The organism is Actinomycetota bacterium (genome assembly GCA_030774015.1).
Lineage (GTDB): Bacteria > Actinomycetota > UBA4738 > UBA4738 > JACQTL01 > JALYLZ01.
Genome location: JALYLZ010000081.1, coordinates 1 through 16,943, shown reverse-complemented (window position 1 = coordinate 16,943; position 16,943 = coordinate 1). Strand labels below are relative to the sequence as shown.

18 protein-coding genes, 1 pseudogene and 1 riboswitch are annotated in these 16,943 nt (G+C 71.3%); of the genes and pseudogenes, 18 read left to right on the top strand and 1 reads right to left on the bottom strand.

The genetic code is table 11. The features are described from left to right. The 12 genes and pseudogenes from M3Q23_08345 to M3Q23_08290 form a co-directional block, all read left to right on the top strand. The coding region (locus M3Q23_08345) for an orotidine 5'-phosphate decarboxylase (GenBank protein MDP9342095.1) at positions 1 to 356 on the top strand (356 nt) is incomplete at its 5' end. A 130-nt stretch (positions 357 to 486) separates the two neighbouring features. Further along, positions 487 to 801, top strand: coding sequence for an integration host factor (locus tag M3Q23_08340; protein ID MDP9342094.1), 315 nt, complete (start codon positions 487 to 489; stop codon positions 799 to 801). 112 nt (positions 802 to 913) lie between these two features. Further along, a complete protein-coding gene (gmk, locus tag M3Q23_08335) occupies positions 914 to 1,441 on the top strand; it encodes a guanylate kinase (protein MDP9342093.1) in 528 nt (175 codons plus the stop codon). Then, positions 1,438 to 1,686, top strand: a complete 249-nt coding sequence (gene rpoZ / locus M3Q23_08330) for a DNA-directed RNA polymerase subunit omega (GenBank protein MDP9342092.1) — start codon at positions 1,438 to 1,440, stop codon at positions 1,684 to 1,686. Before gmk ends, rpoZ begins: the two co-directional genes overlap by 4 nt. After that, positions 1,673 to 2,881: a bifunctional phosphopantothenoylcysteine decarboxylase/phosphopantothenate--cysteine ligase CoaBC gene (coaBC, locus tag M3Q23_08325; protein MDP9342091.1), complete on the top strand. Its 1,209-nt coding sequence runs from the start codon at positions 1,673 to 1,675 to the stop codon at positions 2,879 to 2,881. The genes rpoZ and coaBC overlap by 14 nt, the downstream gene beginning before the upstream one ends. 46 nt (positions 2,882 to 2,927) lie before the next feature. Continuing rightward, positions 2,928 to 4,817: a protein kinase gene (locus M3Q23_08320; GenBank protein ID MDP9342090.1), complete on the top strand. Its 1,890-nt coding sequence runs from the start codon at positions 2,928 to 2,930 to the stop codon at positions 4,815 to 4,817. Positions 4,818 to 4,862: 45 nt separating this feature from the next. Beyond that, positions 4,863 to 6,047 (top strand): methionine adenosyltransferase, encoded by a 1,185-nt coding sequence (gene metK / locus M3Q23_08315; GenBank protein ID MDP9342089.1) that lies wholly within the window; start codon positions 4,863 to 4,865, stop codon positions 6,045 to 6,047. 52 nt (positions 6,048 to 6,099) lie between these two features. Continuing rightward, a pseudogene (locus M3Q23_08310) lies at positions 6,100 to 6,318 on the top strand (hypothetical protein). A gap of 1,615 nt (positions 6,319 to 7,933) precedes the next feature. Then, a complete protein-coding gene (gene def, locus M3Q23_08305) occupies positions 7,934 to 8,464 on the top strand; it encodes a peptide deformylase (protein MDP9342088.1) in 531 nt (176 codons plus the stop codon). Between the two features lie 62 nt (positions 8,465 to 8,526). Next, positions 8,527 to 9,474 carry a methionyl-tRNA formyltransferase gene (gene fmt / locus M3Q23_08300; protein MDP9342087.1) on the top strand — a complete coding sequence of 316 codons (948 nt, stop codon included), beginning with the start codon at positions 8,527 to 8,529 and terminating at the stop codon, positions 9,472 to 9,474. Positions 9,475 to 9,530: 56 nt separating this feature from the next. Beyond that, complete coding sequence (locus M3Q23_08295) at positions 9,531 to 10,190, top strand: ribulose-phosphate 3-epimerase (GenBank protein MDP9342086.1); 660 nt, start codon at positions 9,531 to 9,533, stop codon at positions 10,188 to 10,190. A 3-nt stretch (positions 10,191 to 10,193) separates the two neighbouring features. Further along, positions 10,194 to 11,123 carry a response regulator gene (locus M3Q23_08290; protein ID MDP9342085.1) on the top strand — a complete coding sequence of 310 codons (930 nt, stop codon included), beginning with the start codon at positions 10,194 to 10,196 and terminating at the stop codon, positions 11,121 to 11,123. Between the two features lie 22 nt (positions 11,124 to 11,145). Here M3Q23_08290 and M3Q23_08285 read toward each other — a convergent pair whose 3' ends face one another. Beyond that, the gene (locus M3Q23_08285; protein MDP9342084.1) at positions 11,146 to 12,495 is read right to left on the bottom strand and encodes an adenylate/guanylate cyclase domain-containing protein; all 1,350 of its coding nucleotides are present in this window, start codon (positions 12,493 to 12,495) and stop codon (positions 11,146 to 11,148) included. 82 nt (positions 12,496 to 12,577) lie between these two features. Continuing rightward, positions 12,578 to 12,706: riboswitch (FMN riboswitch) on the top strand. Positions 12,707 to 12,773: 67 nt separating this feature from the next. Here M3Q23_08285 and ribD point away from each other — a divergent pair. The 6 genes from ribD (at position 12,774) to M3Q23_08255 (ending at position 16,895) form a co-directional block, all read left to right on the top strand. Then, positions 12,774 to 13,889 (top strand): bifunctional diaminohydroxyphosphoribosylaminopyrimidine deaminase/5-amino-6-(5-phosphoribosylamino)uracil reductase RibD, encoded by a 1,116-nt coding sequence (ribD, locus tag M3Q23_08280; GenBank protein MDP9342083.1) that lies wholly within the window; start codon positions 12,774 to 12,776, stop codon positions 13,887 to 13,889. Next, entirely contained in the window at positions 13,870 to 14,445 is a 576-nt protein-coding gene (locus tag M3Q23_08275) for a riboflavin synthase (protein MDP9342082.1), read from the top strand. The genes ribD and M3Q23_08275 overlap by 20 nt, the downstream gene beginning before the upstream one ends. Further along, a complete protein-coding gene (locus tag M3Q23_08270) occupies positions 14,442 to 15,716 on the top strand; it encodes a bifunctional 3,4-dihydroxy-2-butanone-4-phosphate synthase/GTP cyclohydrolase II (protein MDP9342081.1) in 1,275 nt (424 codons plus the stop codon). Before M3Q23_08275 ends, M3Q23_08270 begins: the two co-directional genes overlap by 4 nt. Then, entirely contained in the window at positions 15,713 to 16,189 is a 477-nt protein-coding gene (ribH, locus tag M3Q23_08265; GenBank protein ID MDP9342080.1) for a 6,7-dimethyl-8-ribityllumazine synthase, read from the top strand. Before M3Q23_08270 ends, ribH begins: the two co-directional genes overlap by 4 nt. Before the next feature lie 10 nt (positions 16,190 to 16,199). Next, positions 16,200 to 16,550 (top strand): cupin domain-containing protein, encoded by a 351-nt coding sequence (locus M3Q23_08260; protein MDP9342079.1) that lies wholly within the window; start codon positions 16,200 to 16,202, stop codon positions 16,548 to 16,550. Between the two features lie 138 nt (positions 16,551 to 16,688). Beyond that, positions 16,689 to 16,895 (top strand): cold shock domain-containing protein, encoded by a 207-nt coding sequence (locus M3Q23_08255; GenBank protein ID MDP9342078.1) that lies wholly within the window; start codon positions 16,689 to 16,691, stop codon positions 16,893 to 16,895. The last annotated feature ends 48 nt before the right edge of the window (positions 16,896 to 16,943 follow it).

Here is a 16,943-nt window from a genome sequence, read left to right as displayed (position 1 = left end):
CCGACGCCGGGTTCGAGCCACCTCTCGTGGTCGCCGTCACCGTGTTGTCGAGCGTGGGGGGCGAGTCGCTGGCCTCCCCCGCGTCACTGGCGTTCGAGGCCGTGTCGGCGGGGGCGGCCGGGGTGGTCGTGTCGGGCGAGGACGTGCGCGAGGTCCGGGAGGCCCTCGGCGCGGGCCCCCTGGTGGTGGTTCCCGGGGTCCGTCCGTCCGGCCTCAGCTCAAACGATCACGTCCGCGTGCTGACCCCGAAGGAGGCGCTCGGCGCGGGCGCGGATCACATCGTGGTGGGCCGCCCGGTGACCGACGCGAGCGATCCGGCGGCCGCCGCCCGGGCCGTTCTTGCCGAGCTTCGATGACCCGTCCCGACCGCCGCGAGCGATCCCCTCAACCTCATCCCGAGGTCGAGGTTGTTTGCTTTTGCCTGGCCCCGGGAGCGTGTGCGTATAATGCCGCGTTCTCGAACCCGAGCCCGCCGAAGGAGGCGCCATGCCCCTACCAACCCTGAATGAGGAACAGCGCCGGGAAGCATTGGCCAAGGCCGCCGAGGCGCGGCGCAAGCGCGCCGAGATCAAGGGCGAGCTGAAGTCCGGAAAGCGCTCGCTCACGGACATCCTGGAGACGTCCGGCGACAACACCGTCGGCAAGATGAAGGTCTCCACGGTGCTGGAGTCCCTTCCCGGCGTGGGCAAGGTGAAGGCCCGCAAGCTCATGGAGCAGCTCGACATCTCCGCGACCCGCCGCGTTCGCGGCCTGGGGTCAAAACAGCGCACCGCGCTCCTCTCCGAGTTCTCCAAGAGGTAGGGCCCACGTAGGCGCCGCCTCGAACCAGACGCACTCCGATCCCAATTCGGCTCCCCGTCGGGGGAGGCTGTTCGTCATCTCCGGTCCCTCCGGCGTGGGGAAGGGAAGCGTCGTGCGCAAGCTCCTGGAGCGCGATCCCACGCTGTACTTCTCCGTCTCCGCAAAGACGCGGGCTCCCCGGCCGGGCGAGGAGAACGGGCGCGACTACTGGTTCATGTCCGAGCAGGAGTTCGACCGCCTGGTCGCGAAGGGGGCCTTCCTGGAATGGGCCTCGATGTTCGGGCATCGCTCGGGGACCCTCGCCGACCAGGTGGAACGGGAACGCGCCGCGGGCCACGACGTGATCCTGGAGATCGACGTCCAGGGGGCCCGGCAGATCCGCGATCGCGTGCCCGACGCGGTCCTCATCTTCCTGGAGCCGCCGTCTCGCGAGGAGCTGCTGAGGCGGCTGGAGCACCGGGGGACGGAGCGGGGAGAGGCGCTGGGCCGGCGACTGGCGGCGGTGGAGCGGGAGATGGCCGAGGAGCCGCACTTCGACCACCGGGTGGTGAACGACGACCTGGAACGGGCGGCGGCCGAGGTCGCTGCTATCATCGAGCGGTATCGAACCAACCCTCTCGCAGAAGGACCGCGCGCATGATCGAGCCCAAGATCGACGACCTGCTGTCCGCCGTCGATTCCAAATATTCGCTGGTCATCCTGGCCGCCAAGCGGGCCCGGGAGATCAACTCCTACTACAGCCAGCTGGGCGAAGGGCGCGGCGAGTTCGTCCCGCCGCTCGTGGAGTCCGGCGGCCTCACCAACAAGCCGCTGTCGATCGCCCTGGAGGAGATCGCCGAGGGGAAGGTCACCTTCGAGCGACCTGAAGGGGTTGGCATCAAGTAGGGGTTCCTCGCTGGCCGGCCGCCGGGTGCTCCTCGGCGTCACCGGCGGCATCGCTGCGTACAAGGCAGTCCACCTCGCTCGCCTGCTGACCCAGGCGGGCGCTTCCGTGCAGGTCGTCATGACCCCGGCCGCCACGCGGTTCGTGGGGCCGGACACGTTCACCGCCCTGACCGGCCGCCCCGTGAAGTCCGACGTCTTCGAGGACGTGGAGACCATCCTGCACGTCCGTCTGGCCCATGAGGCGGACCTGGCGATCGTGGCCCCGGCCACGGCGAACATGCTGGCCAAGATGGCCCTGGGCATGGCCGACGACCTGTTGAGCTCCACCCTGCTGGAGGCCACCTGCCCGCTGGTGGTGGCGCCGGCCATGCACACCGGCATGTACCAGCACCCCGCCACGCAGGGGCACCTCCGGGTGCTGACGGAACGAGGCGTGGCCATCGTGGGACCGGCCACCGGTTCGTTGGCGGCCGGCGACGAGGGCGTGGGCCGGATGTCGGAGCCCGGGGACATCCTCGCGGCCGCGGAGGCGGCGCTCGGCGCCGGTGGAGATCTGGCCGGCAAGCGCGTCCTGGTGACGGCGGGACCGACATACGAGCCCATCGATCCCGTCCGCTTCATCGGGAACCGGAGCTCCGGGAAGATGGGGTACGCGGTGGCCCGGGAGGCCTCGGCCCGGGGAGCGGTCGTCACGCTGGTGTCCGGGCCGGTCGCGCTGCCCGACCCGCCGGGCGTTCGCGTGGTCCGCGTGGAGACCGCCGAGGAGATGGGTCGGGCCGCGCTGTCGTGGGCGGACGCCGTCGACGCGGTGGTCATGGCCGCCGCCGTGGCCGACTGGCGCCCTGCCGAGGAGGCCCCCGGCAAGCTCAAGAAGGAATCGGGCCCGCCGGCGCTCCAGCTCGTCGCCACGACGGACATCATCCGGGAGCTGGGTGAGCTGAAAGCCCGGCCCGTGCTGGTGGGGTTCGCGGCGGAGACCGGCGACCTGGAGGCGGCCGGACGGGGCAAGCTGGCCGCGAAGGGCCTCGACCTGATCGTCGTCAACCAGGTCGGACGGCAGGGGACGGGGTTCGGCTCGGACACCAACGACGCCATGATCCTGTCCGCGACCGGGGACGACGAGCCCCTGCGGACCTGGACCAAGCCCGAGCTGGCCACCGCCATCTGCGACCGCCTGGCCAAGCTGCTCGGCTGACGCTTCCTCGGGTTCCCCGTCGGGTGTAGAACTCCGCGGGGGGAACATGGCCACGGATTCCCGCATCGGCACCACCGTCGCCGGGTACCGCATCGAGTCCGTTGTGGGCCGGGGCGGCATGGGCGTGGTGTACTTGGCGGAGCAGGTGGCCTTGGGCCGGAAGGTGGCCCTGAAGGTCCTGGCCCCCGACCTGGCCGGGGACCCCCGGTTCCGGGACCGGTTCCTCCGGGAGTCCCGGGTGGCCGCGTCCCTGGAGGACCCCAACATCCTGCCGGTGCACGAGGCCGGGGAGTCCGAGGGCGCCCTCTTCATCGCCATGCGCTACGTCCGTGGCACCGACCTCCGCCGACTGATCGACTCGGAAGGGCCGCTTGCGCCCGAGCGAACGGTGTCCATCCTCTCCCAGGTAGCGTCCGCCCTGGACGCCGCGCACGCCGAGGGCCTCATCCACCGGGACGTCAAGCCCGCCAACGTCCTGCTGGTCCCGGGGACCCCGGACAAGGTGTACCTGGCCGACTTCGGCCTCACCAAGCGGGCCACCTCGGACTCCGGCGTCACCGGGACCGGGCAGTTCGTGGGAACCCTGGACTACGCCGCCCCCGAGCAGTTCACCGGCGACCCCTTGACCCCGGCCACCGACGTGTACTCCCTGGGCTGCCTGTTGTACGAGTGCCTGGTGGGGGAGCCGCCATTCCCCCGGGACCGGGAGGCCGCAGTCCTCCACGCCCACCTGAACGAGCCCCCGCCGAAGCCGACTGAGAAGCGACCGGGCCTGCCGGCTGCCATCGACGCCGTGGTGGCGAAGGCCATGGCCAAGAAGCCGGGTGAGCGGTACCCACTGGCAGGGGAGCTCGCCCGCGCAGCCCGAGATGCGATCGGCCCGACCCGCGAGGAACCCGATGCAGGCCGGCCGCGCTCCCGCCGCGCGGCCCTTGCTGCGGTAGGGGCCGCTGCCGTCGCCGTGGCTCTGGCCGTGATCCTGCTGACCCGAGGAGGATCCACGGGCGAGTCGCCCGGCACGACGTCTCCGGGCTCGTCGTCGCCCTCGGCGAGCTCCTCTCCGGGATTCGGATTCTCGAGCGGCGTGGTGGCCCTCGACCCGAAGACCGGAGCCATTCGCAGAGCCATCCCGGCACCGGGGGGCTTCCGCCTCGGCGGGTTGCTCCCCCAGATCGTGTCCGGGGAGGGAGCGGTCTGGACCGATCCGGGGACGGGCGTCCTTCGGATCGACCCGACCACCGGGCGCGACCTGGTCGTGCCGCTCAACGTGCTCATCTATGACGTCGCGATCGGCCAAGGGGCCATCTGGGCGACCGCCGGCAGCGATCTGGTCCGCATCGACCCGGCCACCGAACAGGTGGTGGACCGGACTTCCCTTCCCGCCACGGCGTTTCTCGCCACGCCCTACGTCCTCGCCGTCCCGGGGACGGTTTGGCTGGGCGGCCAAAGCGGCGAGTTGACCCCGGTGGACCCCGGGTCGGACCAGGCCGGGAAGTCCATCAAGGTGGCATCGAGCATAAGAGGCGTTGCCTACGGCCTTGGAGCGCTGTGGGTGCTCGACGACTTCGACGAGACCGTGCTGAAGCTGGACCCCACCACCGGCGCGAAGCTCGACACATTCCCGGTCGCAGGAAACCCCGTCGCCATCGCTGCCGACTTCGGCAGCGTGTGGGTGGCAGACGCAAGTGGGACCCTGACCCGGCTGGATCCTTTCACCGGGGCGCCGACCGGACCGATCCGCGTGGGTCAGAACCCGACTGACATCGCCACCGGCCTGGGGGCGGTGTGGGTGACCAACCAGGGTGACGGCACGATCTCCCGGATCGACCCCATCACCAACGATTCCAGCGAGATCACGGTGGGTGCGTCGGTGGCCGCTGTTGTGGCCGACCCGAGGAGCCGTGAGATCTGGGTGGCCATCGCCCCGATAACGTAGGGAATCTGGCGGCGCGCCAGGTACCCGCTGCTAGAATCCGCGGACATGGCGGCCCGGTACCTGTTCACCTCGGAGTCCGTGACCGAGGGTCACCCCGACAAGCTGGCGGACCAGATCTCGGACGCGGTCCTGGATGCCATCCTCCAGCGGGACCCGAACGGCCGGGTGGCGTGCGAGACCCTCGTCACCACCGGCCTGGTCATCGTGGCCGGGGAGATCAGCACCGAGATCTACGTCGACATCCCGAAGGTCGTGCGAAAGACGATCAGCGACATCGGGTACACGGACGCGAAATTCGGGATCGACGGGGCCACCTGCGGCGTGATCACGTCCATCCAGGAACAATCCGCCGACATCGCCCTGGGCGTCGACAAGGCCACGGAGGCGAAGGAGGGGTCGCACGACGACCTGGACACCCTGGGCGCGGGGGACCAGGGGATGATGTTCGGCTACGCCTGCCGGGAGACCGACGAGCTCATGCCGATGCCGATCGCCATGGCCCACCGGCTGGCCAAGCGTCTGGCCGACGTCCGCAAGGCCGGCGTCATCCCGTATCTGCGCCCGGACGGCAAGAGCCAGGTCACCGTGGAGTACGAGGACGGCCTGCCGGTCCGAGTGGACACGGTCCTGATCTCGGCCCAGCACCGCGAGGACGTGGACATCGAGACGTTGCTGGCACCCGATGTCGAGCAGGAGGTCATCGGCCCGGTCCTGCGCGAGTTCGAGCTGGAAGCTGAGGACGTCCGGAAGCTGGTGAACCCGACCGGCCGGTTCGAGATCGGGGGGCCCAAGGCGGACACCGGCCTCACCGGGCGGAAGATCATGGTGGACAGCTACGGGGGGATGGCCCCCCACGGCGGAGGGTGCTTCTCGGGGAAGGACCCCACCAAGGTGGACCGGTCGGCCGCGTACATGGCGCGCTACGTCGCCAAGAACCTGGTGGCGTCGGGCCTGGCTGACCGCTGCCAGCTCCAGGTCGCCTACGCGATCGGCATCGCGCACCCGGTGTCCCTGACCCTCGACACCTTCGGGACCGCCCAGGCCGACCCCGAGAAGATCCGCGACGCGGTCCGGGACACCTTCGACTTCCGCCCCGCGGCGATCATCGGGAACCTCGATCTTCGCCAGCCCATCTACCGGGAGACGGCCGCCTACGGCCACTTCGGTCGCAAGGAGTTCTCCTGGGAGCGGACCGACCGGGCCGACGAGCTCCGCCGGGCTTTCGAGTAGCCCCACGACCATCGGCCCGCCGGACGTCCTCTCCGGCCCTGTGGCCGTCTGCGTGGACCGGCCCCTGCTGGCTCTGGATCGTCCGTTCACGTACTCCCTCGACCAGGAGCTGGGGGCCGGTGTCGGAAGCCTGGTCCAGGTGCCCTTCCACGGTCGGAACGTGCGGGGCTGGGTGTTGGGGCCGACCGACGACGTCCCGCCCCGGATGCTACGCGTGCGCAAGGTCGTGTCGCCGGTGCGGTTCTTCGACCCGGGCATGCTGTCGCTCCTGCGATGGATGTCGGAGCGCTACATCGCGCCCCTTGCGTCGGTGATCGCTCGGGCCGTGCCACCTCGGGTCGCGGGGGAGGAGGACGGGGCGCTGGGGCCGGCGGCGGCTGCTCCGCGGGCCAGTCCCCACCCAACCCCCGCTGCGCAAACCCCGCCCGCCTTTGCGGACCTTCGGCCGCTCACCGGTCCCGAACATCTCCCTCTCTATCGGGGCGGTGGGGAACTCCTCGATGCGATATCCCGCGGCTCCGGTACGTTCGTCGTTCGGCCGGCTCCGGAGCACGAGCAGGCTTTGGCGGTCGAGGCAGTCGGCGCATGCCTCCTTGGTGGCCGGACGGCCATCGTGCTGGTTCCGGAGGCCGAGCCGGTGCCGGCCACGGCTCGGGCCGTGGGGGAGGCCTTCGGTGACGACGTGGCGCTGTTCCTGGGGGGGGACCGGCGGGAGCGATACCGGATGTGGCTGGAGATACGGTCGGGGCGGTACCGGTGTGTGGTGGGGACGCGGCCGGCGGTGTTCGCGCCGGTGGCGGACCTGGGGCTGGTGTGGGTGTCGCGGGAGAGCCACCCCGGACACCGGGAGGAGCGCTCGCCCTACTACCACGTGCGTGACGTCGCGCTGGCCCGGGCCAGGCTTCAGGGAGCGGTCACGGTGATGGCGGCGGTCTGCCCCTCGACGGAGGCCATGGCCGCGGAGTATCCGAACGTGCTCCCGGCCGGCCGGGCGTGGCCCCCCGTGGAGGTCGTCCGTCCGGGGCCGGAGGGGCGGGCGCCCCGCTTGCTGGCCGCGCTGAAGCAGGCTCGCCGCGGCGCCTTCCTGTACCAGCCCCTGCCCGGATACGGCGTGGCCCGGGTGTGCCGGGCCTGCGGCGAGCCGGCCGCGTGTGCGGTGTGCGGTGGCGTGCTGCGGCTGGAGGCGGGCCGGGTTCGGTGCGCCGTGTGCGGGGCCGAGGGCCGGTGCGCCCTCTGCGGGTCGGCGCAGTTCGGCATCGCTCGCGGGGGCGTGGAGCGGGTCGAGGAATGGGCCGGGGGGCTCGGGCCGACGCCGGTCCGGCGGATTCCTCCCGGGGGGCCGTTCGTCCCGCCCGCGGCGGGAGCGATCACGGTGGGAGGGCCGGAGGCGGTGAAGGACTACGGGCCGCTCGGGCTGGACCTGGTGGGCATCCTCGACGCCGACCTGGCCGCCCGCCGGCCCGGCCTGGCGGCGCAGGAGCGGACCCTGGCCCTGTGGATGGACGCGGCGGGGTTCGCCCGGCCCTCGGGCCGGGTCATCGTCCAGGCGAACCGGGCCAACGATCCCGCGGTGCAGGCCCTGGTCGCCGGCAACCCCGAGCGGTTCGTGCGGACGGAGGTCTCCCGGCGGGAGCGTTCCGGGTTCCCGGTCGGATTCCCCGTGTACCGGGTCACCGGCGGCCAGGACCTCGTCCCGGCCCTCGAGGCCGCGGCGCCGGTCACCCTCCTGACTTCGGGGACGGGAGGCGAGACGGTATGCTTGGTCGCCGTCCGGCCGGAGGCAGTGTCGGCGTTCGGGCGGACCATCCGCGAGCTGGCCGAGGCCGGTGTCGTGACCCGGGTGGAAGCCGAGCCGCACCTGTGACCGTTCCGAGGGAGCAGCAGACGTGACCATCCTGCCGATCCGGCAGCTGGGCGATCCCGTCCTGCGGGAGAGGGCCCGGCCGGTCGAGCGGTTCGACGCACAGCTGGCCCGCCTGGCCGCGGACATGCTCGAGACGATGTACGACGCCCCGGGCGTGGGCCTGGCCGCCCCCCAGATCGGCATCTCGCTCCGGCTCGTCGTGTTCGACGAGGGGTCGGGCTCGGGCCCCCAGGTCCTGGCCAACCCCGAGGTCTTCGACCTGGAAGGCGAGGAGGTCCACGAGGAGGGATGCCTGTCCGTTCGGGGTCCCTACGCGGAGCTGGGCCGGGCCCTGAAGCTTCGGGCCCGGGGACTCTCCCTGACGGGCGAACGCGTGGAGTTCGAGGCCGAGGGATTGCTGGCTCGGATCATGCAGCACGAGACCGACCATCTGGATGGGACCCTGTTCATCGACCGGCTTACGGACGAGGCTCGCCGGGAGGTCATGCGGCAGCTTCGGGAACAGGAGCTCAGCCGCAGCCGGACCGGGCGGTTCCCTCGCGGAGGGGAGTAGGCCGTCCCCCGGAAGCCGGCGAAGCGGGGGAGGCCGATGGGGCCGATGGGGCCGGTGAGCGCTTGACGCCGGCCCTCCGCGTCGCCTTCCTCGGGAACGCCCCCTGGTCCGTGCCCTCGGTGGAGGCCCTGGCGGCCTCGACCCACGACCTGGCGCTGGTGGCGACGCGAGTCCCCCGGCCGGCGGGGCGGGGCAGCGCACTGACGCCGACAGCGGTGGCGGAGGCGGCCCGCGGGCTGTCGCTGCCCCTGGCCGAGGTGGAGACGGTAAAGCGGGGGCCGGGGTTCGACCGTCTGGCCCGGGCCGCGCCCGACGTGCTGGTGGTGGTGGCGTACGGGGAGATCCTGCCCCCAGCGGTGCTCGAGCTTCCCCGGATCGCCCCCGTGAACCTGCACTTCTCGCTGCTCCCGGCGCTCCGCGGGCCCGCGCCCGTCCAGCGGGCCATCCTGGGGGGCCTCACCGAGACCGGCGTCACCACCATGGTCATGGCCCAGGGCGTGGACACCGGCCCCATCCTGCTCCAGCAAGCCGAGCGGATCGAGCCGGACGACGACGCGGGAACCCTGGGCGCGCGGCTGGCGGAAGCGGGCGCTTCCCTCCTGGTGCGAACCCTGGACCTCCTGGCGGCCGGCGACCTGGAGCCGCGGCCACAGGAAGAGGAGGCCGCCACGTATGCGCCCAAGCTCTCGCCGGAGGAGCGGTGGATCGACTGGTCCGAGGAACCCGACGCCGTCATCCGGCGGATCCGGGCGCTCTCGCCCGACCCCGCCGCGTCGACGACGTTCCGGGACCGGGTGTTGAAAGTCTTCCGGGCCCGCGCCGCCGAGGGATCCGGTTCGCCCGGCACGGTCCTGTCCGCGGGGAAGGCAGGAATGCTGGTCGCGGCCGGCGGGGGAGCGGTGATGCCGCTGGAGGTGGCGCCGGAGGGCCGGCGCCGGATGAGCGGGGAGGAGTTCGTGCGGGGCTACCGACCCCGAGAGGGGGAGGTCCTGGGTGCCCGAATTGCGTGATTCGTCACGCTCCAGCCTCCTCGTCCGGGACCTGGGCGCGGGCTAGAATCGGCCCAATGGGCAAGCTCGCCGCATCCATTCTCTCGGCGGACTTCGCATATCTCGCCGATCAGGTAAAGCTAGTGGAGGCGCATGCCGACTTCATTCATATCGACGTCATGGATGCCCACTTCGTACCTCCCCTCTCCATCGGCCCGGTCGTGGTCGAGTCCCTCAGGCCGGTGACCGGCCTGAGCTTCCATTGCCACCTCATGGTCGAGCACCCCATCGCCCTGTTCGACGACCTGAAGGCGGCGGGAACCGACATCGTGACCGCGCACGTCGAGTCGGCGGACGACCCGGCGGAGGCCATCCGGGAGGCCCAGACCCGGGGGATGCGCGCCGGGCTCGCCCTGAACCCGGAGACGCCGGTGGACCAGGTGTTCCCCCACCTCGACGAGCTGGACAGGGTCATCGTGATGACCCTGTTCCGGACGGGATGGGCGGGGCAGCCCTTCAACGACGGCATGCTTCCCAAGATCGAGACGGCCCGCAAGGAGATCGACCGCCGCGGCCTGACCGTGGACATCGAGGTGGACGGCGGGATCAACATGGACTCCGCGCGGCGCTGCATGGACGCCGGCGCGACCGTGCTGGCGGTCGCCTCGTCGCTGTTCAAGGCGGACGACCCCACCGAGGCGGCCCGCCAGCTGGCCGCCGTGGCCAGGGGTAGCTGAGCGATGTCCGAGACCATTCTCGTCGTCGACGACGATCCGGACATCGCCCGGTTCGTGGAGGTGAACCTGCGCTCGGTCGGCTACGACGTGCTGGTGGCCGGCGATGGCGAGGAAGCGCTGAAGCGGGCGGACGAGACCCGGCCGGACCTGGTGCTGCTGGACGTGATGATGCCGCGGGTGGACGGGTTCGAGGTGGCCCAGCGCCTCCGGCGGAACCCCAAGACCGCCAACACCAGCATCATCATGCTCACCGCCAAGGCGCTGTCGTCCGACAAGGTCCTGGGGCTGACCTCCGGAGCCGACGACTACATCATCAAGCCCTTCGACCCCATCGAGCTGCTGGCCCGGGTGAAGACGACCCTGCGGCGGGCCCGGGAGATGCGCAACCTGTCGCCGCTGACGGGCCTGCCCGGGAACATTCGGATCCAGGACGAGATCCAGCGCAAGGTGGAGGACGAGACCCCCTTCGCCGTCATGTACTGCGACCTCGACAACTTCAAGGCCTACAACGACCACTACGGGTTCGTGAAGGGCGACCGGGTCATCCAGGCCACCGCCCGGGCCCTGGGGGAGGCCGTCGAGGAGTTCGCCAAGCCCGACGGGTTCCTGGGCCACGTGGGCGGGGACGACTTCGTGGTGGTCATGCCCCCGGACGTCGCCGAGACCGCCGCGGCGTGGATCTGCCAGCGGTTCGACCAGGAGGTCGGATCCTTCTACGACCGGGAGGACCGCGAGCGCGGCTACGTCGAGGTGGAGGACCGCCAGGGCAAGCTCCAGCGGTTCGGGCTCATCGCCGTGTCCATCGGCGTGGCCACCACCTCGAGGCGGAAGTTCTCCCACTACGGCGAAGCTGTGGACGTGGCGACGGAGATGAAGCAGTTCGCCAAGCGCCAGCACGGCTCCTCGTACGCGATGGACCGCCGCGTCGACTGAGCGCGGCCCGCTTCGAGAGCCGTCAGACCCCGTTCACTACCGCAAACACGCGCCACTCTCCGGGGATGCCCTTCAGGGCGTGGACGCCTCGGTCGGCGAACGAGATCCCGGACCCTGCTACCAGGTCTTTCACGGTGCTCGAGGCCAGGACCTCGCCCGGCGCTGCGATCGATGCGACTCGAGCCCCGGTGTGGACGGCGATCCCGCGGACCTTGCCCTCCACCAGCTCGCACTCGCCGGTGTGGAGGCCGGCGCGGACCTGGAGCCCCAGGGCTGCAACCGAGTCGCGAATCGCGCAGGCGCACCGGATGGCCCTGGCCGGTCCATCGAACGTGGCCAGGAACCCGTCGCCGGCGGTGTCGACCTCGCGCCCCCGGAAGCGCTCCAGCTGCTCCCGGACCGCGCCGTGGTGGGCCCCCAGCAGCTCGGCCCACCGGCGATCCCCCAGCCGTTCCGCCAGCTCTGTGGACCCCACGATGTCCGTGAACAGCACGGTGGCCAGGACCCGGTCGTATTCGGGCGCTGGCCGGACTCCCGTAAGGAACTCCTCGATCTCCGCGATGAGGGGCTCCTGCGGGCCGAAGAACGGCGTGTGCGCGCTTCCGGGCAGCTCGACGAACCGAGCCCCTGGGACGTGCTCGGCCATGTACCTCGTCGCGGGAGCGTTCTCGTCGCCGCCTCGGACGATGGCCAGGGTCGGCACCCTGATGGAGGGAAGGACGTGCCTGATGTCGACCTCATTCCCCATCCTGGACAGGGCGATCGCCGCGCCGGGACTGACCGATGACCGGCACAGCCGCCCCCACCACCTAGCCACCCGTTCCTGCTCCTCCGGCGTGAGCCCCTCCGCGAAGCCTTCCGGGATGGAGTCGAACGCACCCTCGGTCCACGTCTTCTCGATCCATTCGGCGTCGCCCGCAGCGTCCTTGGGGGCCAGCCATCCCTCCGGGAACTCGTCGTCCTTGATGGCCCGCGGGTAGGTCGCGTACAACACCAGGGCCAGCGCCCGGTCGGGGTAGGTGGCGGCGAACAGGGCCGCCATGGGCCCACCCTCGGAGGTCCCCATGACGGCGGCGCGCTCGGTTCCCACGGCATCCATCACCGCTCGCACGTCGTCCATCCTCACCTCGAGCGTGGGAAGCTGATCGATGGGTACACGGTCGGACATCCCCGACCCCCGTTTGTCCAGAACGATCAGCCGCGAGAAGCGCGCGAGTCGCGTGAAGTAGGCGGCCACGATGGGCTCCTCCCAGTACACCTCCAAGTGGCTGACGAAACCGGGCACGTACACCAGGTCGATTGGACCGTCCCCGATCACCTGGTAGGCGATGTGGAGGTCCCCGCTCTTCGCATACCTGGTCTCCGGTCGCATCGGGTCACAGTGTGCCAGCTCGGGGCCGTGCAGCAACGAGGCGGCGCTCCCCGGCGGGCCGTTCTATACTCCACGGTAGGTAGCTCGTCTTCGGGGCGGGGTGCGATTCCCCACCGGCGGTGAGAGTCCGCGACCCCTCGGCAACCAGTCGAGGGTGGACCCGGTGAAACTCCGGGACCGACCGTGACAGTCGGGATGGGAGAGGACGGGCGGACGGTCCGGCCATGGGGCCGGGCCTTTCGTCGCCTCTTCCTGGCATGCCCCGGTGAGGTGCATGCATGGACGACGAGACGGACACGACGGACGAGGCGATGATGCGGCGGGCCCTGGCCCTCGCGGCGCAAGGGCGAGGCCTGGTTTCCCCCAACCCGATGGTCGGCGCGGTCCTCGTTCGAGACGGCCGCGTGGTGGGGGAGGGGTGGCACGACGGCCCCGGGAACCCGCACGCCGAGATCCACGCCCTCCGCGCCGCCGGGGACCTGGCCCGGAGCGCCACGCTGTACGTGACCCTGGAGCCCTGCGACCACCACGGCCGCACCCCTCCCTGCACGAACGCCATCCTGGATGCGGGGATCACCCGGGTGGTGGCGGCGGGCCGGGATCCCAACCCGGCCGTCGACGGGCGGGGGTTCGAGCGGCTTCGCGCGGCCGGCGTGGAGGTGAACGCCGGCGTCCTGGAAACCGAGGCCGAGCGCCTGAACGAGGCGTTCGCGAAGCACGTCCGCACGGGCCTTCCCTTCGTCGTGCTGAAGATGGCCGCCACGCTCGACGGGAAGGTGGCCGCCCGCGACGGCTCCTCGCGCTGGATCACCGGAGAGCGGGCTCGCGCCGAGGTCCACCGGATGCGGGGGGCCGCCGACGCCATCCTGGTGGGGGCCGGCACCGCCCTGGCCGACGATCCCTCCGTGACCGTCCGGGACCCCGAGTATCGAGGCCGCCCGGTGCTGCGCGTGCTGGCGGACGCCGGGGGGCGGGTGCCGCCCACGGCGAAGCTGTTCTCCGAGGAGGCGCCGACCCTGGTCGCGACCACGGAGGCCGCGCCGGAAGTTCGGCGCCGGGCGTGGGCGGACACCGGCGCCGAGGTCGTCGTGTTCGACCCGGCCGGCGCAGGCGTCCCCCTGGACGCCCTGTTCGCCCACCTGGGGAAGCGCGACATCCAGCTCGTCCTGATGGAGGGCGGCCCCACCCTGGCCTGGAGCGCCGTGCGCGACGGGCTGGTGGACCGGCTGGTCCTGTTCCTGGCCCCCAAGCTGGTCGGGGGAACCGGCGCGCCGGGGATCCTGGGAGGAGAGGGCCTGGCCCCGATCGCGAGGGCCCTGGACGTGGAGATCGAGGACGTGGCCCTGGTGGGCCCCGACATCAAGGTGGAGGCGCGTGTTCACCGGGATCGTTGAGGAGCTCGGAACGGTCCGCGAGGTCGGCCCGAACCGGCTGGCCGTGGCGTGCCGGACGGTGGCGGAGGACTCCGGCATCGGTGCGTCGCTCGCGGTGAACGGCGTCTGTCTGACCGTGGTGGAGCGCCACGAGGGCGGCCTGGCCTTCGACCTGTCCGAGGAGACCCTGGCCCGGTCGGCCCTGGGCCGGCTGCGTCCAGGCGACCCGGTCAACCTGGAGCGCCCCCTGACCCTGGCCACCCGCCTGGGCGGCCACCTGGTCCAGGGCCACGTGGACGGGGTGGGCACGGTGTCCGGGCTGGACCCGGATCGCGGCGGGGCCACCCTGGCCGTCGAGGTGCCCGAGGACCTGGTGCGGTACCTGGTGGAGAAGGGATCGGTGGCGGTGGACGGCGTCAGCCTGACCATCGCCGGGCTCGATGGACGCCGGTTCACGGTGGCCCTGATCCCGCACACGCTGGAGGCCACGACGCTGGGCAGGGCCCGCCCTGGCGTCCCGGTGAACCTGGAGGTGGACGTGGTGGCGAAATACGTGGAACGGATGGTGAGGACATGACCGAGCACGAGATCGACCCTTCCTCGTTCGACCCGATCGAGGAGGCCATCGAGGACATCCGGGAGGGCCGCATGGTGATCGTGGTCGACGACGCCGACCGCGAGAACGAGGGCGACTTCGTCATGGCCGCGGACAAGGTGACCCCCGACGCCGTCAACTTCATGGCCACCCACGGCCGCGGCATCATCTGCATGCCGTCCGCCGGCTGGCGCCTGGACGAGCTCCGGATCCCGCTGATGGTGGCGGGCCGGGACGGCTCGCACGAGACCGCGTTCGCCGTCTCCATCGACGTCCGGGGCCGGACCACGACCGGGACCAGCGCCTACGACCGGTCCGAGACCGTCCGGGCCGTGACCGAGCAGGAGACGCGCCCCGAGGACATCCAGATGCCCGGTCACGTGTTCCCGCTGCGGGCCCAGGAAGGGGGCGTGCTGAAGCGCGCCGGCCACACCGAAGCCGCCGTGGACCTGGCCAAGCTGGCCGGCCTGTATCCGGTGGGGGTGATCTGCGAGATCATGCACCCCGACGGCACCATGGCCAGGCTCCCGGAGCTGGTCCGGGTGGCCCAGGAGCACGGCCTCAAGCTGGTCTCCATCGCCCAGCTCATCCAGTACCGCCGCAAGCGCGAGAAGCTCGTGCGCAAGGTGGCGGAGGCCACCATCCCCACCGCGCACGGCGAGTTCCGCTCGGTGGCGTACGAGAGCCTGGTCGACGGGCGGGTGCACGTGGCCATGGTCATGGGCGAGGTGGGCGACGGCGACCGCATCCTGGTCCGGGTCCACTCCGAGTGCCTGACCGGCGACGTGTTCGGCTCGCTCCGGTGCGACTGCGGCACCCAGCTCGACTCCGCCCTGGCCCGCATTGGCGCCGCGGGCCGGGGCGTCGTGCTGTACATCCGGGGCCACGAGGGACGTGCCATCGGCCTGACCCACAAGCTGCGGGCGTACAAGCTCCAGGAGGCCGGGCGGGACACGGTGGAGGCCAATGTCGAACTCGGGTTCCCGGCCGACTCGCGCGACTACGGCATCGGCGCGCAGATCCTGGTCGACCTGGGGGTCCGGTCGATGCGCCTGCTCACCAACAACCCGTCCAAGCGGGCCGGCCTGGAGGGCTACGGCCTGTCGATCGTGGAGCGGGTCCCACTGGAGACGAGCCCCACCGACCAGAACATCGAGTACCTGCGGACGAAGCGGGAGAAGCTGGGCCACCTGCTGTTCAAGCTGGACGAGGTCCACCTGCCCGCGGCCGCGACCGAGGAGCCGACCCCATGACCACGTTCCGGGGATCGTTCGAGGCCCGGGGGCGCCGCTTCGCCATCGTGGCGTCCCGGTTCAACGAGGTCGTGGTGAACCCGCTGGTGGCGGGCGCCACCGATTGCCTGCATCGCCACGGGATCGCCGAGGACGACGTGGACGTGGCGTGGGTGCCCGGGGCGTTCGAGCTTCCGCTGGTGGCTCAGCGGCTGGCCCGGTCCGGCCTGTACGACGCCGTGGTCTGCTTGGGGGCCGTGATCCGCGGGGAGACCGCGCACTTCGAATACGTGGCAGGCCAGGCCGCCGCCGGCATCCAGCGGGTGGCCCTGGACACGGGGGTCCCGGTCCTGTTCGGGGTCCTCGCCACCGAGACCTTCCAGCAGGCCGCTGACCGGGCCGGGGGCAAGCACGGCAACAAGGGCTGGGACTCCGCCATGGCGGCCATGGAGATGGCCGGGCTCCTAGACTCACTCCCGAAGGGGTCGGAGTAGGGAGCGCGACATGATCGTCGAGAAGCCCTGGGGAAAGGTCACCACCTTCGCCCTCAACCAGCCGTCGTCGGTCCGGCTGATCACCATCGAGCCCGGCCAGGAGACCAGCGAGCACTACCACCAGCTCCGCGACGAGATGTGGGTGGTCCTGGACGACGGCCTGCGCATCCAGATCGGCAACCGCCAGGTGGACGCGAAGGTGGGGGACGAGTACGTGGTGGCGTCCGAGGAACCCCACCGCATCACGAACACCGGGCCGAAGCGGGGCCGGGTGCTGGAGATCGCCCACGGGTACACCACGGAGGACGACGTCTTCCGCCTCCAGGACGACTACGGCCGGCCCCTCGAGCCGGAGTGGTAGCCGCCGCCACCCCCGAACGGCGACAGGGCGAGCATTGAAACGCGTCGGGGGCCGATGCTACGCTCCGCGCGCTTCCCCGCCGGGGAACGGCAGATGGCTGGCGCATGCGTGCGCGCCGGAGGTGCAAGGAGGTACAGCTTGGCCACGCAGGGGACCGTGAAGTGGTTCAGCAACGAGAAGGGGTACGGGTTCATCGCACGCCCCGACGGGGACGACGTCTTCGTTCATTTCTCGGCCATCACCGGTGACGGATACCGCACGCTCACCGAAGGGCAGACCGTGGAGTTCGACATCGTGGAGGGACCGAAGGGCAAGCAGGCCGCAAACGTCCGCCCGGTCGCCTAGCCAGCTCCGGTCAGGACCCACTTCACCCAAAGTGCCCCGGGTCTCACC